Below are 23,032 nucleotides of genomic sequence, written 5' to 3' on the forward strand. Positions count from 1 at the left end.
TTCACCCGATGCTCTCAGCGTGCTGTCGTGCGAAGATCTGGCCTGCCGGGCGGGCGGCCGGGAGATCATCTCCGGGTTCCGGCTCGAGGTCGCGCCGGGTGAGCGGGTCGCCCTCATGGGACCGTCGGGCTCAGGCAAGACCACGCTGCTGACCACGCTCGCCGGGCTGCTGCCGCCCAGCCGAGGACGCGTGCTGGTGCGGGGCCTTTCGCTGGCCGAGCGGCCCGACCTGCGGGCGGAGCTGGCGTTGGTCTTCCAGTCGTACGGCCTGCTGTCGTCGCTGACCGCCGCCGAGAACGTCGAGGTGGCGCTGCGGGCGGCGGGCCACCACCCGTCGGAGGCGATGGACAGGGCCGCGGTCGTGCTGGAACGGCTGAAGGTCTCGGCCTTCGCCGACCACCTGGTCGAGGAGCTGTCCGGCGGCCAGCAGCAGCGGGTCGCCGTGGCCAGGGCGCTGGCGTTGCGCACGCCGGTGCTGCTGGCCGACGAGCCGACGGCCGAGCAGGACGCGGGGCACCGAGGGGTCGTCCTGAAGGAACTCATGGAGGCGGGGGGAGCGCTGGTGGTAGCCACGCATGATCCGGAAGTGGCCGAGCTGTGTGACCGCGTCGTGGAGTTACGGCCATGAGCATCGCCCGATGCGAGGGCGTCGTGCAGATCTACCGGGCGCAGGATGTCGAGGTCGTCGCCCTGCGCGACGTCGATCTGGTGGTCGACGAGGGTGAGACCGTGGCCCTTCTCGGCCCGAGCGGCGCGGGCAAGACGACCCTGCTGTGGTTGCTGGCCGGCCTGCTGCGGCCGAGCGCGGGCCGGGTCTGGATCAACGGCTCCGACCTCGGCTCGCTCGACCAGCGCAAGCTCGACCGGGTGCGCGCCGCCAACCTGGGTGTGGTGCTGCAGAACCCGGGACGCAACCTCATCCCGTACCTGACCGCGGCGCAGAACGTCGCCTTCGCCCAGCGCGGGCTGCGCCGCGACCGGCGCCGCGTCGGCGACCTGCTCGACCGGGTGGGGCTGGGCGACATCCGCGACAGCCCGGCGGGCCGGATGTCGGGCGGCGAGCAGCAGAGGCTCGCGGTCGCGGTGGCCCTGGCCAACCGGCCCAGGCTGCTGCTGGCCGACGAGCCGACCAGCCAGCTCGACGGGGAGAGCGGCCGCGCGGTCGTGGAGCTGATCAGGCAGGCCGCCGAGCAGGAGGGCACGACGGCCGTCGTCGTCACCCACGACAAGGCGGTGAGCGACGGGCTCAGCCGTACCGTGACCATCCGCGACGGCAGGGTGGGCTCGGAGGGTCGGCGCGGCGAGAACCTCGTGGTCGTCGGCCGGGAGGGCGCGGTGCAGGTGCCGCCGGAATACCACCACCTGCTGCCACCCGGATCGCGGGCACGCATCGAGCCGCTGGCCGACGGCGTGGTGCTGAGGAGGGTCGAGGGATGATCCTGCGCGGCCTGTGGGAGCGGCGGACCCTGTCGCTCATCGTCCTGATCATCGCGATCATCCCGGTGGCCTCGGCCGCCGTCGGCCCGATCTACGCGGCGGCCTCGCGCACGACCGTCGTGCGCGAGGTGCTGCGCGCGGCGCCCGCCGAGGCCCGCGGCTGGCGCTACACCACCTCCGGCGACGTCGGCGCGGGCGTGGCCGCGTTCACCAGGGGCGTCGACTTCCTGCACCCGCCCGTCTACGGCATCGAGACCCAGGGGCTGCTGGCGGCCGAGGACATGAACATCCCGCTGATCTGGCAGGAAGGCCAGTGCGCGCACCTGAGGATGATCGAGGGAAGGTGCCCGCAGGCGCCCCTGGAGGTGATCGTCAGCGAGGCGTTCGGCGACAAGATGGGCAAGAAGGTGACGTTCGCCAACATCGTCACCGAGCTCGGCGGCGCGGCGGCGGAGCTGACGGTGGTGGGCGTCTACCGCCCGATTTCGCACGGCGACCCGTTCTGGTTCGGCCGCGGCATGTTCACGACGGTCGAAGGCGCCAAGGGCGACCAGCGCAGGGCCGAGCCGTTCTTCGTCACCCGGGAGACCAGCTCGGCGATCACCCTCGTCGGCTCGAAGCGGAACTGGACGAACTACGCCATCCTCGGCATCGACCTGGCCAAGGTCGAAGGCGAGGACCTGGAGACGATCGCGGCGATGCAGGCGGGCGCCGTGGCGCTCGGCAGGCAGACGCAGGCGGCCGTCTTCAGCAGGCTCGACGACGTGATCAAGACGATGCGGGCGCAGGCGGGCACGCTGTCGGTGCCGACCTACGTGGTGATCGGCCAGCTCGTGGCGCTGGCCTGGCTGCTGCTGTTCCAGACCGTCGGCGACCTGGTCAGGGCCAGGAGCCAGGAGATCGCCCTGGCCCGGCTGCGCGGACACTCGCTGGCCAGGGTCTGGCGCTTCGCGCTGACCGAGCCTCTGCTGCTGCTCGCGCTGGCCTTCCCTCTCGGCCTGCTGGCCGGGCGCGCGGCCGCCGACCTCATGATCGGCGCCCTGCTGCCCGGCGTGCCGCTGACCGTTCCCGCCACCGCGCCGCTGGCGGGCGCGGCGGCGCTGGCGGGCGGGCTGGTGGCCGCGGTGGCGTCCGCCTGGCGTACGGCCCGGCGCCCGGTCACCGAGGAGTGGCGCAGGACCCCGCGGCGGACCAGGCCGGGCTGGGTCATCGACGCCGTGGTCCTGGCACTCGTCGGACTGGGACTCGTCGAGCTGCTCACCGCCGGGGTGATCAGCGACGCCTCCGGGCAGCGGGCCGGCGCCCTGGCCGTTCCCGCGTTGCTGGCGCTGGCTCTGGCGCTGCTGGCAAGGCGGCTGCTGCCCGCCCTGGTCAGGGCCTTCTTCGGCCTGACCAGAAGGCGTGGCGGGCTGGGCGCGTTCCTGGCGTTGAGGCAGGTGGCGCGCGGGACGGTGACGGCGGGCAGCATCGTGATCCTGGCCACCGCGTTCGGCCTGGCGACCTTCGCCGTCTGCGCGTGGACGGCGACGATCGGCAACTACGCGGAGACCGCCCGCTTCCACCTGGGCGCCCCGAGCGTCATCGAGGTCACGCCGGTCAGGCCGCACGAACTGGCCGAGGCGGTCAGGAAGGCCGATCCGAGCGCGCTGGTCGCCGCCCCGGTGGTGCGGGTACCCGGCAGCGTGCAGATGGTGGCGACCGACCCGATCAGGTTCACCAGCGTCGCCTACTGGGACGCTGACCTGGCCGCCGGCCGGCAGATCGCCGACGCGACGGGGCTTATCAGGGCGCCCGCGATGCCGCGGGCGTGGCTGACCGGCGACCGGGTGCGGTTCACGGTGAACCATCCCAGCCTGCGGCAGGATCTGGCGGTACGCCTCATGATGACCGTCTCCGTTCCGAGCAGGATCGGGCCGATCGTGGTGCCCGTCGCCTACCTGACGGGCACCCGCAGCGTCCGCGAGTGGAACCTGCCCCCCGCCTGCCGTACGGAACGGTGCGAGCTGCGCGCGCTGCGCGGTGAGCTCGACTACCTGTCGATCGCCGAGCCCGCCCCGGATCCCACCAGCGAGGTGTTCGGGGTGACCATCGCCAAGCTGGAGATCCGGCAGGACGGCGTGTGGCGGGAGGTCGACGCGGGGCTGACCAGGAGCAGCCGGTGGACGGGCGAGGGCGAGGCCTCCCAGGACGGGCTGAGGCTGGACGTCTCCGACCTGACGGAGTCGTCGATACGGATGGCCACATTCCCGGAGGAACTGCCCGCGATCGTGACGGGGGTGCCGGGCAGGAGCCCGGTGCCCGGACTCGACGGCCTCAACGCCGCCGGCGTCAAGGCCGCGGCGCCCACCTGGGCCGCGCCCGGCCTCACCGGCACCGGGGCGATCGTCGACCTCGAATACGCCGACCGGATCGCGTACGGCCTGCACAGCCGCGCCCGCTTCGAGGTGTGGGTGACCGAGGGCCAGGCCGCCAGGATCACCGAGGCGCTGACGGCTCAGGGCCTGGGCGTGCTCTCCGTCACCCACCTGGCCGACCTCCAGGCCCGCTTCGCCGGCGAAGGGCCCGGGCTGGCCCTGTTGCTGCTGCTGGTCTCCGCGCTGGCGGCCGCGGTGCTCGCGCTGGGCCGTACGGTGCTGGCGTTGTACTCCTCGGCCAGGCGCAGGCGCTACGAGCTGGCGGCGCTGGCGGCCTCCGGCGCCGGACTGCGGTCGTTGCGTGCCGCGCTGCTGGTCGAGCAGCTCATCACGGTCGGCGCGGGGATGCTGACGGGGCTCGGGGCCGGGATGCTGGCGGCGCGGGTGGCGCTCGAGCGCATCCCGCAGTTCGCCGAGCCGCCGACCACGCCGCCGCTGCCCTTCGAGATCGCTCCAGGACCCGTCGCGCTGCTGGTGGGCGGCGGGGTGCTGGTGAGCGTCGTGGCGGCGGTGGTGGTCAGCGAGGTGTTGCTGCGCGGGATCCAGGTGGACCGCCTGCGGGAGGCCCAGGCGTGACAGAGCCTTCCAGGCGGTCCACCCGCCCGATCACGCGACCGCGGTGCCTTCCAGCTCGACCATCAGGCCGGGGACGGCCAGCCGCACCACGCCGAGCATGGTCGTGGCCGGCGCCACCCCCGCCTGGCCGAGCCGCGCCGCCAGCACGCCGTAATGCTCGAAGAGCCGGTCGACGTCGGTGGTGTAGACGTTGAGCCTGACGAGGTCCGCCAGCGACATGCCGGCCTCCCCGAGCACGGCCTCCACGTTGTCGAGGCTCAGCGCCAGCTGCGCAGCCATGTCGTCGGCGTGCTCAGGCTTGCCCTCGGCGCTCATCGCGGTCTGCCCCGAGATGTAGAGCGTCCTGGTCTCCCCGGTGACGACCTCGCCCTGGTTGTAGCCCAGCGGCACCGACCACTCCCACGGGTTGACCACGGTTCGTTCGACAGACATATCGGTCTCCATTCGTTTCGTCGAGCGGTAACCAGCCTCCCGGCAAATCACGACATCCTGTGTCGTGTATCTCTGTAGAGTTTTCGCATGCGTGCCGACCGGCTGGTCTCCCTGGTCCTGCTGCTGCGCCAGCACGGCCGGTTGTCCGCGGTGGCGCTCGCCCGCGAGCTGGAGGTGTCCACCCGCACCGTGCTGCGCGACATCGAGGCGCTGTCGGCGGCGGGCGTCCCGGTCTACGCCGAACGCGGACGGCACGGCGGGTTCGCGCTGCTGCCCGGTTTCAGGACCGAGCTGACCGGGCTCAACCACGACGAGGCCCTCGCTCTGCTCGTCGCCGGATCGCGGCCGGGCGCGCAGGCCTTCGGCCTCGGCTCGGCGCTCGCCTCGGCGATGCTCAAGGTCGTCGACGCCCTGCCGGAGAGCTACCGCGACACCGCCGCCGGCGCGGCCGAACGGCTGCTCATCGATCCCGAGATCGACCTGCTCTCGCGCCGCCAGACCGTCGAGGAGGTGCCCGACACCGTGGTGGCCGAGGTCAGGCGCGCGGTGCTCGCCGGGCACAGGCTGCGCATCCACTACGCCGCCGCCGACCAGACCCCCACGTGGCGCACGGTGGACCCGATCGGGCTGGTCACCGTACGAGACCGGGGCTACCTGCTGGCCACCAGGTCCGGCGCCGACCGCACCTATCGGCTCTCGCGTGTCCTGGCCGCCGAGGTGCTGCCGGAAGCCGCGCAGCGACCGGAACGGGTCGACCTGGACCGGGCCTGGCAGGAACGCAGCACACGCTTCCGCACCGGCGGTGACCAGGTCGTCGCCCTGGTCAGGCTGGATCCCGCGCGGCGCGAGGAGCTGGCCGGCACGGCGCTGGCCATCATCGAGGAGCGGGCCGAGCCGGACGGCCGGCTGCGGATGGAGGTGAGCTTCCAGGACCGCAGGCACGCCGTGTGGGCGCTCTGGCAGCTGGCCCTGGGCGCCGAGGCGCTGGAGCCGCCGTGGCTGCGCGACTCCCTGCGCCAGCGTGCCGCCGCGATCGCCGCCCGATATTCACCCGGGCCCGATGTCGAGAATCGGTGAGCGGCTCCGTCCCAGGTGCGAAAGACGACATCGAAGGAGAACACCATGGCCAAGTACCTGCTTCTCAAGCACTACCGGGGCGCGCCGGCGGCAGTCAACAACGTGCCCGGTGACCAGTGGACGCCGGAGGAGTGGTCCGCGCACATGAAGTACATGCGCGACTTCGCCGACCGGCTCGTGGAGAGCGGCGAGTTCGTCGACGCCCAGGCGCTCGCGCCCGAGGGCATGTTCGTCCGCTACGACGGTGAAGGGCGGCCCCCGGTCATCGACGGCCCGTTCGCCGAGACCAAGGATCTGATCGCCGGCTGGATGGTGATCGACGTCGACAGCCACGAGCGGGCGATCGAGCTGGCCGGCGAGCTGTCGGCGGCTCCTGGGGCCGGCGGTGAGCCGATCCACGAGTGGCTCGAGGTGCGTCCGTTCATGGTCGACCAGCCGCCCACGGTGGTCGAGTGAACGAGCCGGAGCTGCGGGAGCTGGTGCCCGCGGTGATCGGTGTCCTCGTCCGCCGCGGAGCCGACTTCGCGGCGGCCGAGGACGCCGTCCAGGACGCCCTCGTCGAAGCCGTGCGCGTGTCGGCGGACGAGGCGCCGCGCGACCCCAAGGGCTGGCTGATCACCGTGGCCTGGCGCAAGTTCCTCGACGCCGCCCGCGCCGAGGCCTCGCGGCGTGACCGCGAACTCCGCGCCGACAGCGAGCCCGCGCCTGGTCCCGGCGAGGCGGTCGACGACACGCTCCAGCTGTACTTCCTGTGCGCGCACCCGTCCCTGACGCCTTCCTCGGCCGTCGCCCTGACATTGCGGGCGGTCGGCGGCCTGACCACGCGCCAGATCGCCCAGGCCTACCTCGTGCCGGAGGCGACCATGGCCCAGCGCATCAGCAGGGCCAAGCGCACCGTGTCGGGCGTCCGGCTCAACCAGCCGGGTGACGTCGCCACGGTGCTGCGCGTGCTCTACCTGGTCTTCAACGAGGGCTACTCCGGCGACGTCGACCTCGCGGCGGAGGCGATCAGGCTCACCCGCCAGCTGGCCGCGCTGACCAAGCACGAGGAGGTCGCGGGGCTGCTGGCGCTCATGCTGCTCCATCATGCCCGCCGTACGGCACGCACCACCGAGGACGGCCGGCTCGTCCCGCTCGCCGAGCAGGACCGCCGCCTGTGGAACACCCGCCTGATCGCCGAGGGCGTGGACGTGCTCCAGGCGGCCCTGGCCCGTGACCGGCTGGGGGAGTTCCAGGCCCAGGCCGCCATCGCCGCGCTCCACGCCGACGCCCCGGCGGCGGAGGAGACCGACTGGGTGCAGATCGTCGAGTGGTACGACGAGCTGGTGCGCCTGACGGGCAATCCGGTGGCGCGCCTGAACCGGGCCGTCGCGGTCGGTGAGGCGGACGGCGCCCGGTCCGGCCTGGCGGCGCTGGCCGAGCTCGATCCGGCCCTGCCGCGCTACAACGCCGTCGCGGCCTACCTGCACGAGCGCGACGGCGACCTGGCGACCGCCGCCCGCCTGTACGCCGAGGCCGCCCGCCAGGCGACCAGCTTCCAGGAACACGAGCACCTCATGCGCCAGGCCCTCAGGCTCAACGCCCGGCTGCGCGGCTGATCGGGCCGAGTCCGGTGAACAGGGCGTCGAGAACCCGGTCGACGTAGGCGTGGGTCAGCGGCTCCTGCGTGATCAGCAGCTGGAAGTACAGCGGGCCCGACAGGATCGCCATGGCCAGGTCGAGGTCGAACGCCTCCGACAGCTGGCCCCGGTCGCGGGCGGCCTGGAGGCGTTCGACGGTCTTGGCCGCCTGCGGGGCGATCAAGCGCTCGTTGAGCGCGGCGGCGACCCGGGGGTCGTACTGGGCCTCGCCGATCAGAGCGGTGAACAGGGGTCCGAAGGGCGGCCCGGCCAGCAGGTCGACGGCCGCGTGGATCTGGGTGCGCAGGTCGGCCACGACGTCTCCGGTGTCGGGGTAGTCGAGCGCGGGCTCGTGCAGCGACAGCAGCGAGTCGAGCAGCAGCGCGCCCTTGGAGGACCACCGGCGGTAGATGGTCTGCTTGCCGGCCCCGGCGCGGGCGGCGACCCCCTCCATGCTCAGCCTGGCGTAGCCGATCTCCTGGCCGAGCTCCAGCGTGGTGCGCATGATCGCCTCGGTCCGGTCGGCGCCGCGACGGTGGGGTGCTTTGGTCATGCCACCACTCTATCGGTACGGTACGTTCCGTACCGATAATCCCTCGCGGAAAGAAGACGATCTCGTGGCGTTCGTTCCCGCCGACCCGGCCCTCGTGCATCCCATGCCCGGCCAGCCGCGCCTGGTGCTGCTGAAACCCCTCGTCACCTCGCCGCTGATCGAGGTGGGGGAGTTCTCCTACTACGACGACCCCGACGACCCGACGGCCTTCGAGACCCGCAACGTGCTCTACCACTACGGGCCGGAGAAGTTGATCATCGGGAGGTTCTGCGCGCTGGGGGAGGGCGTGCGATTCATCATGAACGGCGCCAACCACCGCATGGACGGCCCCTCGACGTTCCCCTTCCCGATCATGGGCGGCTCCTGGGCCGAACACTTCGACCTCATCACCGGGTTGCCAGGACGGGGCGACACCGTGGTGGGCCATGACGTCTGGTTCGGCTACCGCTCCACGGTCATGCCAGGAGTACGCATCGGACACGGCGCGATCATCGCCTCGGGCGCCGTCGTCGTCGACGACGTGCCCGACTACGGCATCGTCGGCGGCAACCCGGCCCGGCTCATCCGCCGCCGCTTCAGCGACGCCGACATCGACCGGTTGCTTGCCGTGGCCTGGTGGGACTGGCCCCTTGAGCTCATCACCGAGCACGTGCGCGCGATCATGTCGGGCGCCGTCGACGACCTGGAGAGTGCACGCCGATGACGAACGTCGATGTGATCATCGTAGGAGCCGGTCCGACCGGCCTCATGCTGGCGAACGAACTACGACTCGCCGGAGTGCGACCGCTGGTGCTGGAGCGGCAACCCCGTCGCCGCGACACCCCGAAGGCCGGAGGGCTCGGCGGGCAGATCCTGGAGCTGCTGCGCTACCGGGGCCAGCTCGAACACTTCCGCGCGGCCTGCACCGGTCCCGTCCCCGCCCCCCGCTTCCCGTTCGGCGGGGTGCACATCGACCTCACCCGGCTGGCGGATCCGCCCATGCACGCCCTGCCGCTGCCGCAGCAGGCGCTCGAACGGGTGCTCGACGAGCGCGCCACCGAGCTCGACGTGGAGGTACGGCGCGGGCACGAGGTGACCGGGCTGAGCCAGGACGACACCACGGTACGGGTGGAGGTGCGAGGTCCCGACGGCTCCTACCAGGTGACCGCCCGCTACGCGGTGGCCTGCGACGGCGCACGCAGCCGCGTCAGGGAGTGGGCCGGCATCCCGTTCCCCGGCGTCACCTATCCGGAGGTCAACCGGCTCGCCCAGGTCACGCTGCCCGACTCGGTCACCGTGCTCGACAACGGCGACCTCGACGTCCCCGGCCACGGCGTCGTCCGGGCCGGATTCACCCGCACCGGCCAGGGCCTGCTCGGCCTCGGCTCCACGCCCGGCGCCCGGAGCGTCTCCCTCTACACCGTCGAGGACGAGACCACCGAATACGACGACGACGTCCCGATGACCCTGACCGAGCTGCAGGACAGCGTGCACCGCGTCCTGGGCGTCCACGTGCCGCTGGCCGGATCGACGCGGTTGTCCCGCTTCACCTTCAAGGCCCGCCAGGCCGAGCGTTACCGCGCCGGGCGCGTCATGGTGGCAGGGGACGCGGCGCACCTGTTCCCCGCCACCGGCGTGGCGCTCAACGCGGGCATGCTCGACGCGGTGAACCTCGCCTGGAAACTGGCCGCCGACCTGCGGGGCTGGGCGGCACCCGTACTGCTGGACACCTACCACGACGAGCGCCACCACGCCGGCGCCCGCACCATGCTGCACACGCGCGCCCAGGTGGCGCTGCGGCGCGGGCACGACGCCGCCGCCGACGCGCTCAGGGAGGTGTTCCAGGAGCTGCTCGGCGACGAGGCGCCGTTGCGCCGCATGGGAGCCATGGTGGCGGGCGCCGACATCCGCTACGCCGTACCCGGCGCTGACCCGCACCCCCTGGCCGGAACCTTCGCGCCCGACCTGACGCTGCACACCGACCAGGGGATCACCGGCCTCGCCGAGCTCCTGCGGCCCGCCCGGCCCATCCTCCTGGACCTCGCCGACCGCTCCGACCTGCGCGAGGCCGCCCGCGCGTGGGGGCAGTGCGTCGACGTGCACACCGCCAAGACCGAAGGGCGTCCCGCCGACGCGCTGCTGATCCGGCCGGACGCCCACATCGCCTGGGCCGTCCCCGTCGACGAGCCGCCGGGGAGCGCCGCACCGGCACTGCGTGACGCGCTCACCCGATGGTGGCTTCCCTCAGCGTGACCCACAGGCGGCGTCGCTTCTGGGCGCTCCACGGGCGGCGTCACCCCTGCGTGCGCCAGAGGCCGCGTTGTTGTCTCACCTGCCCCCGACGGCGTCACCCCGCCTGATCCGCGCTCGTGATCACGTCGAGCACGAACGCGCCCGCCAGGCGAGGCAGCTCGCGGGGATCGTCCACCGACGCGGCCGCCTCGTCCGGCGCGGGCGACCCCAGGCGGCGTGCCAGCGCCAGCCGGATCAGCGGACGCCAGCGCGCATCGAAGGTCTCCAGCGCGTAATGCGCCGCCTCCTCCTTCGAGATCACCTCGCCCGTCATGATCGTGTGGTGCAACCGGGGAGGCGCGAGCACGGTCGACAGCGCCACCCGGTGGGCCGGGAGCAGCGGCTTGCGCGGGGGCCTGTCCGACATCGCCTGACGCGCCCACGTGGCGAAGTGCCCGCGCAGTTGCCGCAGATTCCACTCGCGCAGCGTGCCCGGCTCCGGATCGAGCCCCAGCTCGCCCGGCGCCGGGCCGCGCACCGTGACGCCCTTCTCCAGCAGGATCTTCCACACGACCGGATTCACCTCGAACCCGCGTCCACGCGTGAAGGACGGCCCGCTGTGCGAGGCGAGCGGACGGATGCGCGAGACCGGCTTGCTCAGGTCGCCCGCCGCCACGAACACCCCGTTCAGCGTGCCGGGGATGGCCGGCCTGGCCCGGACGAGCGCCTGCCAGGCGGCGGGGACATTGGCGGCCTTGTGCAGCAGCGACAGCCGTCGAAGATCCCGGTCGCCGAGGTCGCCGTCCACCACGGCGACGAAGTCGATGTCGCTGCGCCCCGCCCGCCAGGCGCCCAGCGCGACCGACCCGACCAGGTAGAACCCGCGGATGCGGCCCGGCGCCAGCCGGTCGGCCGTGGTCAGGTAGCGGGATGCCGCGCGTGCCACGTCGCGTGGAAGCATGGGCCCCATCCTGCCAGCGGCGATCACGCTTCGAGGCGATGGCCGAGCCCTTAGGCTTGTGACCATGCCGAACACGCAGTACGAAGATCTTCTCCGCCACGTCCTCGACACAGGCACCCGCAAGGGGGACCGCACCGGCACCGGCACGCGGTCGATCTTCGGTCACCAGCTGCGCTACCGGCTGGCCGACGGCTTCCCGCTGATCACGACGAAGAAGGTCCACTTCCGCTCGATCGCCTACGAGCTGCTGTGGTTCCTGCGCGGCGACGGGAACGTCACCTGGCTGCGCGAGCACGGCGTCACCATCTGGGACGAGTGGGCGGCACCCGACGGAGACCTCGGCCCGATCTACGGTGTGCAGTGGCGTTCATGGCCGACCCCGGACGGCGGGCACGTCGACCAGATCAGCGAGGTCCTGCGCACGCTGCGCGACAACCCCGACTCCAGGCGCATCATCGTGTCGGCCTGGAACGTGGCCGACATCCCGCGTATGGCGCTTCCGCCCTGCCACGCGTTCTTCCAGTTCTACGTCGCCGACGGCGAGCTGTCCTGCCAGCTCTACCAGCGCAGCGCCGACCTGTTCCTCGGCGTGCCGTTCAACATCGCCAGCTACGCCCTGCTGACGCACATGATCGCCCAGCAGGTGGGCCTGGGCGTCGGTGACTTCGTCTGGACCGGCGGCGACTGCCACATCTACGACAACCACGAGGACCAGGTCCGTACCCAGCTCGCACGCGAGGCGCGGCCGTTCCCCACGCTGAGCCTGAAGCCGGCCGCCAGCCTGTTCGACTACACGTATGAAGACATCAGCCTCGACGGCTACGACCCGCACCCCGCCATCCGGGCCCAGGTGGCGGTGTGATCGGGCTGGTCTGGGCGCAGGCGTCGAACGGCGTCATCGGCCGTGACGGCACGTTGCCGTGGCACCTGCCTGAGGATCTGAAGCATTTCCGGACCCTGACCGCGGGCACGACCGTCCTCATGGGGCGCCGCACCTGGGAGTCGCTGCCGCCGCGGTTCCGGCCGCTGCCGGGCAGGCGCAATCTGGTGCTCTCGCGCAGCCAGCAGGAGGGGGTGGAGACGTTCCCCGATTTGCGGCAGGCGCTGGCCGTGGCATCAGGAGACGTGTGGGTGATCGGTGGCGCGGCCGTGTACCAGGCGGCGCTTCCCTTCGCGGACCGCATCGTGGTCACCGAGATCCGCGAGGCCTTCGAGGGCGACACCCGTGCCCCCGAGCTGCGACGCCCGCCCGACTCCGTCGGGGACTGGCAGGAATCGTCGACGGGGCTGCACTACCGCTTCCTGAACTGGGACGGACATAGCGCCGAAAAGGCCCCATAGGGTTCTTCTCATGAACTTCCGTCTCGTTCCCGTCACTCAGGCCAACATCGATCTCGCCCTCACCGTGAAGGTCCGCCCCGATCAGGAGCGGTTCGTCGCACCGGTGGCGAAATCGCTGGCCGAGGCGTACGTCTTCGGCGACGCGGCCTGGCCGCGGCTGATCCTCGACGCGGACGACAAGGCGGTGGGCTTCCTCATGGCCTTCGTCGAGATCGACTGGAACGGCAAGGGCGTCGACTTCCGGTCCGGGTTGTGGCGCCTCAACGTGATGCCGGAAGCGCAGGGCCGGGGCGTCGGGCGCTTCGCCGTCGAGGCGGTCGCCGCCGAGGTCAGACGGCGCGGGGCGCGGCAGATGTTCGTCTCCTGGGAGGCGGGAGACGACGGGCCGGAGAACTTCTACCTCAAGCTCGGCTTCCGCCCGACCGGGGAGACCACGGGCGGCCAGCCCGTCGGCGTCCTCGACCTCGGGTAGGGCGCCGATCCGCCGAGCCGGGCATGGCAGGATCGCGACCATGTCCCTCAGCGTTCCCCGCCTCCGGATCGGCTCGACCGAGATCATCGCCCTCGCCGATGCCGAGGGTCCTTTCTTCTCTCCGCGTGCCGAAGCCTTTCCCGAAGCCACCGCCGACCACTGGGCCGAGGCCGACCGCTACGATCCCGGCGCGGTCGACGCCGAGGGCCGGTGGTGGCTGCGGTTCCGCGCGTACGCGATCCGCAGCGACAAGGGCCTGACGCTCGTGGACGCCGGGATCGGTCCCGCGGACAGCCCGGCCGGCTCGTGGGCGCCCGTGCCCGGCAGGCTCCCCGAGTCTCTGGCCGCCGCGGCCATCGATCCGGCCGAGGTCGACACCGTGGTGCTCACGCATCTGCACACCGACCACGTCGGGTGGGCGGTTGTGTCCGAGTCGGCCGTCCCGTCAGGCGACGCCTCGAACACCGGCCATGTCGGCTGGCCGGGGGTGACCGAGTCAGTCGTCCCTTCAAGCGCCTCGAATACCCGCCGCCCTTACTTCCCGAACGCCGAATACGTGCTCCAGCGGGCCGAGCTCGACGCCGTCGACACGCTCAACCCGCAGCTTCGCCAAGCGCTCATCGACCCGCTCGCGGCGGCCGGCCGGCTGTGGCTGCTCGACGGGGACACGCCGCTGCGCGCGGGCCGGGCGGTCGCCACACCCGGCCACACCCCCGGCCACCAGAGTGTCCTGGTCGCCGACGGCCGGGAGCTGGTGCTCGTCGCCGGTGACCTCCTCGTGCACGCGCTCCAGGTGCTCCACCCCGACCTCGCCTACGCCCACGAGGTGGACCCCGAGGAGGCCAGGAACTCCAGGAAGCGCATGCTCGCCTGCGAACCCGCCACCACGCTGCACCTGGCGGCGCCGCACCTGACGGAGCCGTTCGTGTCGGTGTGACCACGCCGGCCGCGCCTCACAGCGACCCTCGTACGGCCTGGCCGAGGTGGATGGCGGCATGCCAGAACGCCGGATGCCCGGGCACGGTCCACACCCGCTGCGCCAGCGCCCCGACCTCATCCCAGGACTCCTCGCCGACTCTGCCGAGCTCCTCCAGGATCGCGTCATGCACCGCCCCGGACCGGTGCAGCAGCAGCCAGGGCGAGAGGTGGCGTCCCGCTTCCACGCCGCCGATGTTCAGCGACCGGCCGACGGCGGGATCCTCCCAGCGCGCATCGAGGCTCCAGTGCTCACGGCCGGCGGCGGCTTCCGCCAGCACCGCCAGGTTGATCTCGTCCCACATCAGGACGTGGGCGACGAGGTCGTGCAAGGAACGGCAGAAGTCGCCGAGCGGGCGCGAATCCACCAGGCACTCGGAGCCGAGCTGTTCCTCGGTCAGCCCGGCGACGCGTGCGAGGAGGATGGCGCGATCGGCGCGCAGCCGGCCGATCGCTTCGCCGGAAGACAAGATCGTCATGGTGGTTCTCCCTCTGTGAGCAGTCGGAGGGACTTCACCACCGCCACCGAGGGCGCGCCAGCGGGCTGACGAATCCGATCAATCGTGCTCAGCGCAGCAGAAGAGACAGCACATCCTTACCGAGTTCCTCCAGGACGTCGGTCGCGAGCCGGTATCGCACGAACCGTCCTTGCCTGGCCGTGGTGGCCAGTCCCGCTGCGGCCAGGGCGCGCAGGTGGCGGTTGACCTGTGTCGGGTCCACGTTCCACAACATCGCGATCTCGCCCGCCGTACGCGGTTCTGTGGCGATCGCCCGGGCGACCTCCAGACGGCCCTGGTGCGCGAGGGCCTCGAGCCGCCGCCGCACCACGGCGGCGGAGGGTACGGCAGGGCCGGCGTCGGCGGGGTGAAGGAGCAGCAACGGCCGGCCGGGCACATCGGCCACGTACAGGTGGGGCCGGATGAAGGTGCTGGGCGCCACGACAAGCCCGCGCTTCGACACGTCATGACGAGCGGCCCGGACCTTCGCGATGTGCACGGTCACCCCTGTCGGCGTCGCCTCCACCGAGGAGTCGAGGGCGGCGAGCGCCGGCCCCGGCCCTTGGAGCGCCGCCAGGTCGGCGAAGCGACGAGCCCGCCCGGCCAGCACCGGCCGGATGCGCGCCCACTCGGCCTCGAACCACTCCTGCCAGCTGCTGCGCAGGAAGGCCAGGAAGTCCTCGGCCGCCTCCTGCGGACGCCTGGCGAGCGCTTCGACGCACGCTTCCACCGCCGCACCGCGCGAGCGGGACCAGCGCAGCGCGACCTGCCGGTCGCCGGTGGGCGCGATCGGCCGCAGCAACTGGGATGCCAGTTCCTGGGCGGGAAGGGCGCGGAGGTGCTCCAGCCGATCGGTGAAGGACTCCGCCGAGGTCGTAGGGGTGACGAAGGGTGTCGCCCTGATGGCCTGCGCCGTCCACCACCACGACCGCGTCCACGCCGCCAGGCGGGGGCTCATCGAGGTGAGGATGCCGCCCGCCCACTCGTCAAGGCCGTGGTGGCCGGGGTCGCGCAGCACGTGCAACGCCGAGCCGAACTCGGTCAGCGCCGACACCGCCGGCAGCAGCTTCCCCGCCTGCGCGCACCGGTCGAGGCCGGTGATCACCGTGGGCATGACCCTCCGCGTCTGTCGGCGCCGATCTTCCTCACGCGCTCCACGCCTCGTGCACGGTGACGACGGCCGAGGAGGCGGGCCGGCCGTCGGCACGGACCACGGCTGGGCTGCCCGGTACGGCGATGCCGTCGATCGTGATCGTGGCGTGCTCGCAGGGGATGACCTGCATGGACAGGCCATGGCTCACCCCCCGCAGCGGGAAGTCGGCCTGGGCGAACGGCCGGGCGTCGAGGGGGCCCGTGATGCTGACCGCCATCCCGGCCGCTTCGGCGCGGGCGCCGGTGGCCGGGTCGACGCGGAGGCGCACGACGGCGTGCCGGGCTTGTACGGCGGGCCAGGACGGCAGCGCTGTGGCTTCGTCGAAGTGGCGGACGAAGTGCTCCTCGATCCACGCCGCCAAGCCGGGGTGATCGCCGACGACTCGGAGGCTCGTTGGCGTCCACACCACCATGACGGCGCCCGTGCCGTGCGTGGACCAGTCGATCTGCCACAGCGACGCGTAGCCGGTGGGCGCGCCGTCGGCGTCGTAGAGGGTGACGAACGGGTTGGCCCCGGTGAGCAGGGGCGTGCGGGTCACGTAGCCGGTGGCGGCCGGGGCCTTGGTCACCATGGCACCCTAGGCCACCCGCCGGGCGCGGGTCAGGGCTGGATGTTCTCCAGGTCGGCGAGCAGGCTGGGGCCGGTCGGCTCCCATCCGAGCTCGGCGCGGGTGCGGGCGCTGGAGGCCGGCTGGTCCATCGCGAAGACCGGCCCGAGCGGGCCGAAGCTCTCCTGCGGCACCGACGCCACCGGCAGGCCGAGCCGTCGCCCGATGACGGCGGCGATGTCGCCCACGGCGTCCCCTTCGTCGGCGACGGCGTGCCATGACGTTCCCCCGGGAGCCTTCTCCAGGGCCAGCCGGAACAGCACGGCGGCGTCCAGGGCATGGACGGCGGGCCAGCGCTGGGTGCCGTCTCCTGGGTAGCCGGCCACACCCGCGCGCCGGGCGGCGGTGGTGAGGATGCCCGCGAATCCGCCCTCCCCCCGGCGGTGAACGGTGCGCGGGAGCCGTACCGCCGAAGTGCGCACCCCCTGCGAGGCGAGGGCGAGCACCCGGTTCACCGACTCGCCGCGTCCCCCTACCGGACCGTCGGTGGGCAGCAGGTCCTGCTCGGTCGACGCGCGGCCGGGCGCCGTGGGCGTGCCCGCCACGGTGACCAGCGGCCGATCGGTGCCGATGAGGGCGTCACTGAGCACGGCCAGCGCACGGCTTTCCTCGGCGACCGCTCGCGCCACCGATTCCGGCGAGCTGAAGTCGTTGCCGAAGGCCAGGTGGACCACGCCGTCGGCCTCTCGTGCGCCGGTGCGCAGCGTTTCCAGGTCGGTCAGCGCTCCGCGCAGCACGCTCGCTCCGGCCGCTTCGGCGCGTGACGCGGAGGCCTCGGACCGGGCCAGAGCGGCGACCGTGTGACCCGCGGACAGCAGCTCGGCGACGACCGCCGAGCCGATCAGGCCGGTGCCGCCGGTGATGAAGACGTGCATGATGAAACCCCCGCGATGCGACAGATGTCCTATCAACGTACCTCATGACGCGACACCTGTCGCATCATCTATGATTGGTGTCATGCCCAGATGGAAGCCGGACGCACGAGAGCGCCTGGTGATGGCGGCACTACGGCTGTTCGCCGAGAAGGGCTACGACGAGACCACGGTCGCCCAGATCGCCGAACGGGCCGGCCTCACCCGCAGCACCTTCCATCGGCATTTCGGCGACAAGCGCGACATCCTCACCGCCGGGCAGGAGACTCTCAGCCGGCTGCTGGCCGAAGGCATCGCCGCCGCCCCCTCCGACGCGACGCCGATGGCCGCCGTCGCAGCGGGCCTGGAGCGGGCTTCTCGCCACATGACCTCCGTCAACCGCGATATCGGCACGCTGATGCACGCGGCGATCGAGGCCGATGAGGAGCTGCGGCGGCGCAACACGTCCAAGAGCGTCGGCATGGCCGCGGCCATGACGGAGGCGCTGACGAGGCGCGGCATCCCGGAGATCACGGCGCGCGTGGCGGCGGAACTCGGGGTCATGGCCTTCAACCTCGGCTTCAGCCGGTGGACCGGCCCCGTTGACGGCGATCCCGGCGAGCTGGCGCCCCTCACGCGCGCGGCGTTGCATGAGCTCCACGCCGCCGCCACGCATCTTCACTGACGACCACGGCGGGCGCCGATCACCTGTCCAGGAGGAAGGCCAGCGCGTCGGAGCTGAAGCGCCTGTCGGTGAAGGTGCGGCTGTGGCTGCGACCCGGGTAGACGATGAGCCGGGCGCCGGGGATGCCCTCGACCGTGGACCGGGCCAGTTCGAGCGGATAGACGAGATCCTCGCCACCCTGGATCAGCAACGTGGCCGCCTTGATGTCGTGCAGCCGGCCGCGCAGGTCGAAGCCATCCTCGGCGTTGAGCACGGTGACGGCGTCGGTGTGGTCCTTGCGGCCGCCGTCCGACAACCACAGCAGCCACCGGAGCACTCTCCGTCCGATCACCGACCTGGTGACGATCTCGGCCAGGGCGGGGCTCGGCCGCCTGCCCTGACGTGCCCGCTCGATGTAGGCGCGTTGGGCGCGCTTGCCGGCCGGGCCGAGAGTGCAGGCCGTACTGGCCAGGACCAGGCGGTCGACCAGCCCGGGATGGTCGGCGGCGAGTTGCAGGGCGATGGAGCCGCCGGTGGAGATGGCCAGGATGTTCACCGGGCCGTCGAAGGTGGCCTCGATCGCTCGCGCGTAGACGGCGGCCAGGCCGGCCATCGTCGTGGTCGGCGGCAGGCCGGGTGGCCGGTTGACGACATGGACGGTGAAATGCTCGGCGAACGGCCGCACCATCCGCATCGTCGACCAGCGGGCCAACCCCGTCGGATTGGCCGCTTCCGAGGTGAAGAGCAGCACGACCAGGGGCGCTCCCGCGCCGGCCGACAGGTGCGGCAGGCCGTTCATCATGGGGTGATCCCTTCAGTGACCGCGTCGATCAGGCGGTTCATCACGGCCGGGTAGATCTCGGCGCCCAGATGCTCGGCGTGCAGCGGGGTCAGCAGAACCGCGCGCAGCACGCCGAGCAGGACCTGCGGATCCTCGTCGAGATGGGTGCCGAGGAACTGGAGCAGGTCGGCCATCGGGCCGTCCGCCGCCGCGGCCATGCGCTCGGGGGTGAGCTTCGCGGCGACCGCGGCCATCTCCTGGGGGTGGGACATGAGCCGCCGGTAGAGAGGGTTGCCGTCGAGTTCGGCGATCGTGGCGCGCAGGAAGCGGCGCAGCGCGTCGCGGGTGTCGGCGCCGCGGTTGAGCCCCTCGTCGATCACCCGGCGCCGGACCTGCTCGCTCTGGCGCAGCATCGCCTCGAAGTAGAGGTCCTCCTTGGAGTCGAAGAAGGCGTACAGCGAGGACTTGGCGATGCCAGCCGGAGCGGTCAGCTCGTCGAGGGAGGTCTTGCGCAGGCCCTGGGTCGAGAAGAGGCGGGTGGCGGTGTCGAGCAGTTGCCCGATGATCCGCGACCGCTCTTCCTCGGAGAACGCGGGCGGCATTGTGTCTCCATTTGAACAAATTGGTTTTTTGTTCACAGCATAGCTCACCGCTCAGAAATCCTCCGCCGCGTCGTCAGTCCTGGTAACCCCCCACCACCTGCGGAAGGATTGACGACCATGACCGACGCCAGCCTGCCAGGCGACGACAAGACCGCCTTCATCGCGGCCGCCCGCTCGACCGACGCGGCGCAGTTCGCCCTCATCACGGAGCCCTACCGCCGTGAGCTGCAGGTGCACTGCTACCGGATGCTCGCGAACTACGCCGACGCCCAGGACATGACGCAGGAGACGTTCCTGCGGGCCTGGAACAAGCGGGAGTCGTTCAAAGGCGAAGCCGCCCTGCGCACCTGGCTGTACCGGATCGCGACGAACGCCTGCCTCGACTTCCTGGGCAAACGCAACGACCGCACACCCGTGCCCGCCGAGCTGCCTGGAGCGGGCACGGAGGTGCGCTACCTGCAGCCCTACCCCGACGGGATGCTCCCGGAGGACCCGCAGGAATCGGCGGTGGCCAGGGAGACGATCGAGCTCGCGTTCATCGTCGCCGTCCAGCACCTGCCGCCGCGGCAGCGGGCGGTGTTCATCGTGCGCGACGTCCTCGGCTGGCCGGCGTCGACGGCCGCCGACGCCCTGGAACTGACCGTCGCATCGGTGACCAGCGCCCTGCAGCGGGCACGCGTCACGATGCGCGAGCAGCTGCCCGGCCGCCGCCTCGACTGGCGCAGCCCCGCCGCGCACGAGCTGTCGGAGGTCGAGCGCGGCGTGGTGAAGTCGTACATGGCCGCCCACGAGCGCAACGACCTCGACGGGCTGATGGCGCTGCTGCGCGACGACCTGCGCTTCACGATGCTGCCCGACCCCGGCACCGTGATCGTCTCGGCCAGGGACGCCGTGGACGGCTGGGTCCGCGCCGGACTCTTCCAGCCCGGCTACGACGACTGGCGCTGCATCGCCACGACGCTCAACCGCATGCCCGCCGCCGCGCTCTACCGCCGCGCCCCCGGCGACCCGGAGTACCGCCTGTTCACCATCGCGGTCCTGCACATCGTCGACGGCACGATCGCCGAACTCACCGGATTCGACGCCGCCGACAAGCCATGGCTGGGCCTGCCGGCGACGCTGTGATCAGACGAGCCCGGCGCACGGGCTCGCGGTCATCTCCTCGTCTCGTAGCGGGTCAGCAGCACGCCGCCGGGGAACTTCCGCGTCTCGACCAGGTCCAGGTTCACCCAGCTGTCCAGCGCGGTGAAGAACGGCGTGCCGCCGCCCAGCAGGACAGGTACGGTGACCAGCAGGTACTCGTCGATCAGCCCGGCCCGCATGGCCGCCGCGGCGAGCGTCGCGCCGGTGAGGTCCATCGGGCCGCCGTCCCCGGCTTTCAGCCGGGCGATCTCGGCGACCGCGTCGCCGCTGACCAGGCGGGCGTTCCAGTCGACCTTGTCGATCGTCGACGAGAACACCACCTTGGGCATGTCGCGCCAGCGGCGGGCGTACTCGATGTCCGCGGGCGTGGCGCCCGGCTGCTCGTCGGCGGTCGGCCAGTGGGAGCTCATCGTCTCCCACAGCCTGCGCCCGTACAGTGCCAGCTCCGTCGCGGCGACCCGGTCGGACCACCACTGGAACAGCTCGTCGCTCGGTGCGCCCCAGCCGAGGTCGTCGCCGGGCGCGGCCGTGTAGCCGTCCAGGCTCGTGTTCATCGCATAGGTGAGTTTCCGCATGTCGTCAGCCTCCTGTGAGTCGATCTCACCAGTACGGACGGACGCGGCGCGGAATCCTAATCGGTGGCCGGCGTGGCCGAGGGCGCTGGGGGAGGGCGGCCGATGATCATACTCCTGATAAGTGTCGGTCTGAAACCTGCGTTTCCAGCCTGCGCGTGGTCATGCACGCCTATAAGAAGAGTTCTTTCCGTTCTCGTCAAGGCCCAATTTTTTTGATACTCAGTCAGACGAGTAGTCAATCCGGATTTCCGTTCAAAGGTGGGGTTTACATAGCCTCCTTGTGCCGTATAAACCGCGCAAAATAGCATCGCGATCATGCTGCGTCAAGAGACACGTAAGAAATGAATCTGTCACCGTAATTTCGGCTGCCTGGGTCGCGAAAGGACCTCATTGACTGCTTGTATGTGCCTGGATATAAGAGGATTTGTCGTTTGTAGATGATCTGTAGTTCATATGTAGTGACCATCGACGAGGAGCGTCACTTCATGCCGAGCACCCTTCGCCTGCTACAGCTTTGTCCCTGGTCAACAGGCCCCCGAGGGGGTGCTGGGCGATAACCGGACAGATCACCGCGGCGTCGCTCAGCCCCCACCCACACGGCCCGACGACTGTCCGCACGATGTTCTGCCTGCCCTTCTCCGGCGGAGGCGCCAGCGCCTACAACGGACTCCAGCGCACGCTCGCCACCCACGCGAGCGCTCCAGCGCACGTCGTCCCCCTCCAATTACCAGGACGGGAAAACCGCATCGCCGAACCGCCTGTCTTCAGCGTCGAGGACATCGCCGACGAAATCGCGCCGGCGACCGGTGAGCCGTACGCGCTGTACGGCCACAGCATGGGGGCCAGGGTGGCCTTCGAGGTGGTGCGTGAGCTGCGGCGGCGCGGGTTACCGCTGCCTGTGCGGCTGTACGTCGGCGGTGCGCATCCGCCGCACGCGCGGGTGCCGCTGGCCGCCATCGTCGACCTGCCAGACGACGCCTTCATCGAGCAGCTGATCCGGCGGGCAGGAGCGATGCCGCTGCTGCGGACCGAGCCCGAGATCCAGGAGCTGTTGCTGCCCGTGCTCCGTGCCGATCTCGGATGGCTCAGGCGGTACCGGTTCCGGCCGGAGGCGCCGCTGGAGGTGCCGGTGGTGGCGTTCACCGGGCTGGGGGATCACGAGCTGACCCTGGCCGACGTGGCGGGATGGGCCAGGCACGGCACGGCGGGGTTCCGGCTGCGGGTGTTGCGCGGCGGGCACCTCTTCGTGCGAGACGACGCCGCCGAACTGGCCGCCCTGATCGCCGCCGACCTGGCCGAAGGGCCCCCGAGCCTGCCCTGGCAGGCCGAGTCTCCCCGGCCCCCGAGGCCGACGCCGGGAACGGCTGCCGGCGTCGGCGGTGAGGACGAGGTCCGGCTGTGGGCCGTCTCCTGGCCCGGCAACCTCCGCCCGGACACCGACGCTGGAACTTCCGATGTGCAGGACTCGGGTGTCAGGGCCGCCGTCGTGCGGGACTTGCGCGCGGAGGCCGGCTTCGGGCCGGGCGCAGGCCTCGGGCTTGGTGGTGGGCCGGGTGTGGTGGTGGCTGAGGACGGCGGGCTGGCGCTGGTCGCGGTCAGCGGGCGTGCCGGTCTCGGGGTGGGAGTGGCGCTCACGGGCGATGTGTCGGCGGAGAAGCTGGCTCGATGGCTCACCCCGGCGGAGCTCGACGAGCTCGACGGCTACGCCGAGGAGGATCGTGGCTGGCTGGCCCTGCGGCTGCTGACCGCCAAACGGGCCCTCGCCGCCGCCCAGCAGGCCGGCGCCCAGCAGACCGGCGCCCAGCAGACCGGCGCCCAGCGAGGCGCCGAGTTCCCCGTAACCGGCCGGCCGAACGGCAGGCGCACCGACGGCCTCCCCGAGCCGCCCGACCCCCGCGACTCACCCGACCTGAACACGCTTCCCGACCTGACCGAGCTGCCTGATCTCGCCGATCCCGCGCCGTGGCCATGGGGTCGCGGGCAGATCTGCCACCTGCCACTGCGCACCCCCCTGGGTGACGCGCTGGCAGCGGTGGCCACGCCGTACCGGCACCCCCGACTGAGCCTCGACATCCCGGCAGGACAGTAATG

Annotated in this window: 25 protein-coding genes; 15 read left to right on the forward strand and 10 right to left on the reverse strand. The window is 71.7% G+C overall.

The genetic code is table 11. From position 1 onward, the window contains the following. Positions 1-19 precede the first annotated feature (19 nt). From HNR30_RS45725 to HNR30_RS45735, 3 genes are read left to right on the forward strand one after another with little or no spacing between them, the layout of a single operon-like run. Entirely contained in the window at positions 20-628 is a 609-nt protein-coding gene (locus HNR30_RS45725) for an ATP-binding cassette domain-containing protein (RefSeq protein ID WP_181616513.1), read from the forward strand. Next, positions 625-1,437, forward strand: coding sequence for an ABC transporter ATP-binding protein (locus HNR30_RS45730; RefSeq protein WP_181616514.1), 813 nt, complete (start codon positions 625-627; stop codon positions 1,435-1,437). The genes HNR30_RS45725 and HNR30_RS45730 overlap by 4 nt, the downstream gene beginning before the upstream one ends. Next, a complete protein-coding gene (locus HNR30_RS45735) occupies positions 1,434-4,427 on the forward strand; it encodes an FtsX-like permease family protein (RefSeq protein ID WP_181616515.1) in 2,994 nt (997 codons plus the stop codon). Before HNR30_RS45730 ends, HNR30_RS45735 begins: the two co-directional genes overlap by 4 nt. Before the next feature lie 30 nt (positions 4,428-4,457). Here HNR30_RS45735 and HNR30_RS45740 read toward each other — a convergent pair whose 3' ends face one another. Next, positions 4,458-4,859 carry a RidA family protein gene (locus HNR30_RS45740; RefSeq protein ID WP_181616516.1) on the reverse strand — a complete coding sequence of 134 codons (402 nt, stop codon included), beginning with the start codon at positions 4,857-4,859 and terminating at the stop codon, positions 4,458-4,460. Positions 4,860-4,946: 87 nt separating this feature from the next. On the opposite strand from HNR30_RS45740, the gene HNR30_RS45745 reads away from it, so the two are divergent. Genes HNR30_RS45745 through HNR30_RS45755 form a run of 3 tightly spaced genes read left to right on the forward strand, consistent with a single transcriptional unit; the run spans position 4,947 to position 7,534 of the window. Next, positions 4,947-5,936 carry a helix-turn-helix transcriptional regulator gene (locus HNR30_RS45745; RefSeq protein ID WP_181616517.1) on the forward strand — a complete coding sequence of 330 codons (990 nt, stop codon included), beginning with the start codon at positions 4,947-4,949 and terminating at the stop codon, positions 5,934-5,936. A gap of 45 nt (positions 5,937-5,981) precedes the next feature. Continuing rightward, positions 5,982-6,392, forward strand: a complete 411-nt coding sequence (locus tag HNR30_RS45750; protein WP_181616518.1) for a YciI family protein — start codon at positions 5,982-5,984, stop codon at positions 6,390-6,392. Then, a complete protein-coding gene (locus HNR30_RS45755; RefSeq protein WP_181616519.1) occupies positions 6,389-7,534 on the forward strand; it encodes an RNA polymerase sigma factor in 1,146 nt (381 codons plus the stop codon). Before HNR30_RS45750 ends, HNR30_RS45755 begins: the two co-directional genes overlap by 4 nt. On the opposite strand, the gene HNR30_RS45760 is transcribed toward HNR30_RS45755, so the two are convergent. After that, the gene (locus tag HNR30_RS45760) at positions 7,512-8,108 is read right to left on the reverse strand and encodes a TetR/AcrR family transcriptional regulator (RefSeq protein ID WP_246380375.1); all 597 of its coding nucleotides are present in this window, start codon (positions 8,106-8,108) and stop codon (positions 7,512-7,514) included. The genes HNR30_RS45755 and HNR30_RS45760 overlap by 23 nt on opposite strands. 103 nt (positions 8,109-8,211) lie before the next feature. Here HNR30_RS45760 and HNR30_RS45765 point away from each other — a divergent pair, with 103 nt between their 5' ends. Together HNR30_RS45765 and HNR30_RS45770 are read left to right on the forward strand one after the other, a co-directional pair. Then, positions 8,212-8,811 (forward strand): CatB-related O-acetyltransferase, encoded by a 600-nt coding sequence (locus HNR30_RS45765; RefSeq protein WP_246380390.1) that lies wholly within the window; start codon positions 8,212-8,214, stop codon positions 8,809-8,811. Then, positions 8,808-10,340 carry an FAD-dependent monooxygenase gene (locus HNR30_RS45770; protein ID WP_181616521.1) on the forward strand — a complete coding sequence of 511 codons (1,533 nt, stop codon included), beginning with the start codon at positions 8,808-8,810 and terminating at the stop codon, positions 10,338-10,340. Before HNR30_RS45765 ends, HNR30_RS45770 begins: the two co-directional genes overlap by 4 nt. A gap of 94 nt (positions 10,341-10,434) precedes the next feature. Here the strand turns inward: HNR30_RS45770 and HNR30_RS45775 are convergent, their stop codons facing one another. Then, on the reverse strand, positions 10,435-11,280 hold the full coding sequence (locus HNR30_RS45775; RefSeq protein WP_181616522.1) for an aminoglycoside adenylyltransferase domain-containing protein: 846 nt from the start codon (positions 11,278-11,280) through the stop codon (positions 10,435-10,437). Positions 11,281-11,344: 64 nt separating this feature from the next. On the opposite strand from HNR30_RS45775, the gene HNR30_RS45780 reads away from it, so the two are divergent. The 4 genes from HNR30_RS45780 to HNR30_RS45795 are packed head-to-tail and all read left to right on the forward strand — an operon-like array spanning position 11,345 to position 14,030. Further along, a complete protein-coding gene (locus tag HNR30_RS45780) occupies positions 11,345-12,142 on the forward strand; it encodes a thymidylate synthase (protein WP_181616523.1) in 798 nt (265 codons plus the stop codon). Beyond that, the gene (locus HNR30_RS45785) at positions 12,139-12,621 is read left to right on the forward strand and encodes a dihydrofolate reductase (protein WP_181616524.1); all 483 of its coding nucleotides are present in this window, start codon (positions 12,139-12,141) and stop codon (positions 12,619-12,621) included. Before HNR30_RS45780 ends, HNR30_RS45785 begins: the two co-directional genes overlap by 4 nt. Before the next feature lie 10 nt (positions 12,622-12,631). Continuing rightward, complete coding sequence (locus tag HNR30_RS45790; protein WP_181616525.1) at positions 12,632-13,093, forward strand: GNAT family N-acetyltransferase; 462 nt, start codon at positions 12,632-12,634, stop codon at positions 13,091-13,093. A gap of 40 nt (positions 13,094-13,133) precedes the next feature. Continuing rightward, on the forward strand, positions 13,134-14,030 hold the full coding sequence (locus tag HNR30_RS45795) for an MBL fold metallo-hydrolase (protein WP_181616526.1): 897 nt from the start codon (positions 13,134-13,136) through the stop codon (positions 14,028-14,030). Between the two features lie 16 nt (positions 14,031-14,046). Here the strand turns inward: HNR30_RS45795 and HNR30_RS45800 are convergent, their stop codons facing one another. The 4 genes from HNR30_RS45800 to HNR30_RS45815 all read right to left on the reverse strand — a co-directional run bounded on the left by HNR30_RS45800 (position 14,047) and on the right by HNR30_RS45815 (position 17,200). Further along, positions 14,047-14,547 carry a hypothetical protein gene (locus HNR30_RS45800; protein WP_181616527.1) on the reverse strand — a complete coding sequence of 167 codons (501 nt, stop codon included), beginning with the start codon at positions 14,545-14,547 and terminating at the stop codon, positions 14,047-14,049. Positions 14,548-14,635: 88 nt separating this feature from the next. Next, complete coding sequence (locus HNR30_RS45805) at positions 14,636-15,679, reverse strand: ArsR/SmtB family transcription factor (RefSeq protein WP_181616528.1); 1,044 nt, start codon at positions 15,677-15,679, stop codon at positions 14,636-14,638. A gap of 31 nt (positions 15,680-15,710) precedes the next feature. Continuing rightward, positions 15,711-16,286, reverse strand: coding sequence for a hypothetical protein (locus HNR30_RS45810; RefSeq protein WP_220134756.1), 576 nt, complete (start codon positions 16,284-16,286; stop codon positions 15,711-15,713). A 32-nt stretch (positions 16,287-16,318) separates the two neighbouring features. Further along, complete coding sequence (locus HNR30_RS45815) at positions 16,319-17,200, reverse strand: SDR family oxidoreductase (RefSeq protein ID WP_181616530.1); 882 nt, start codon at positions 17,198-17,200, stop codon at positions 16,319-16,321. An 82-nt stretch (positions 17,201-17,282) separates the two neighbouring features. Here HNR30_RS45815 and HNR30_RS45820 point away from each other — a divergent pair, with 82 nt between their 5' ends. Continuing rightward, a complete protein-coding gene (locus HNR30_RS45820; RefSeq protein ID WP_181616531.1) occupies positions 17,283-17,861 on the forward strand; it encodes a TetR/AcrR family transcriptional regulator in 579 nt (192 codons plus the stop codon). 19 nt (positions 17,862-17,880) lie between these two features. Here HNR30_RS45820 and HNR30_RS45825 read toward each other — a convergent pair whose 3' ends face one another. Together HNR30_RS45825 and HNR30_RS45830 are read right to left on the reverse strand one after the other, a co-directional pair. Further along, complete coding sequence (locus HNR30_RS45825) at positions 17,881-18,642, reverse strand: alpha/beta fold hydrolase (protein WP_181616532.1); 762 nt, start codon at positions 18,640-18,642, stop codon at positions 17,881-17,883. After that, complete coding sequence (locus HNR30_RS45830; protein ID WP_181616533.1) at positions 18,639-19,223, reverse strand: TetR/AcrR family transcriptional regulator; 585 nt, start codon at positions 19,221-19,223, stop codon at positions 18,639-18,641. Before HNR30_RS45830 ends, HNR30_RS45825 begins: the two co-directional genes overlap by 4 nt. 117 nt (positions 19,224-19,340) lie before the next feature. On the opposite strand from HNR30_RS45830, the gene HNR30_RS45835 reads away from it, so the two are divergent. Beyond that, positions 19,341-20,348 (forward strand): RNA polymerase subunit sigma-70, encoded by a 1,008-nt coding sequence (locus tag HNR30_RS45835; protein WP_181616534.1) that lies wholly within the window; start codon positions 19,341-19,343, stop codon positions 20,346-20,348. Between the two features lie 29 nt (positions 20,349-20,377). Here HNR30_RS45835 and HNR30_RS45840 read toward each other — a convergent pair whose 3' ends face one another. Continuing rightward, positions 20,378-20,941, reverse strand: coding sequence for a dihydrofolate reductase family protein (locus HNR30_RS45840; protein WP_181616535.1), 564 nt, complete (start codon positions 20,939-20,941; stop codon positions 20,378-20,380). A 619-nt stretch (positions 20,942-21,560) separates the two neighbouring features. On the opposite strand from HNR30_RS45840, the gene HNR30_RS45845 reads away from it, so the two are divergent. Continuing rightward, positions 21,561-23,030, forward strand: coding sequence for a thioesterase domain-containing protein (locus HNR30_RS45845; protein WP_181616536.1), 1,470 nt, complete (start codon positions 21,561-21,563; stop codon positions 23,028-23,030). Positions 23,031-23,032: the final 2 nt, after the last annotated feature.

The organism is Nonomuraea soli, assembly GCF_013761175.1.
Lineage (GTDB): Bacteria > Actinomycetota > Actinomycetes > Streptosporangiales > Streptosporangiaceae > Nonomuraea > Nonomuraea soli.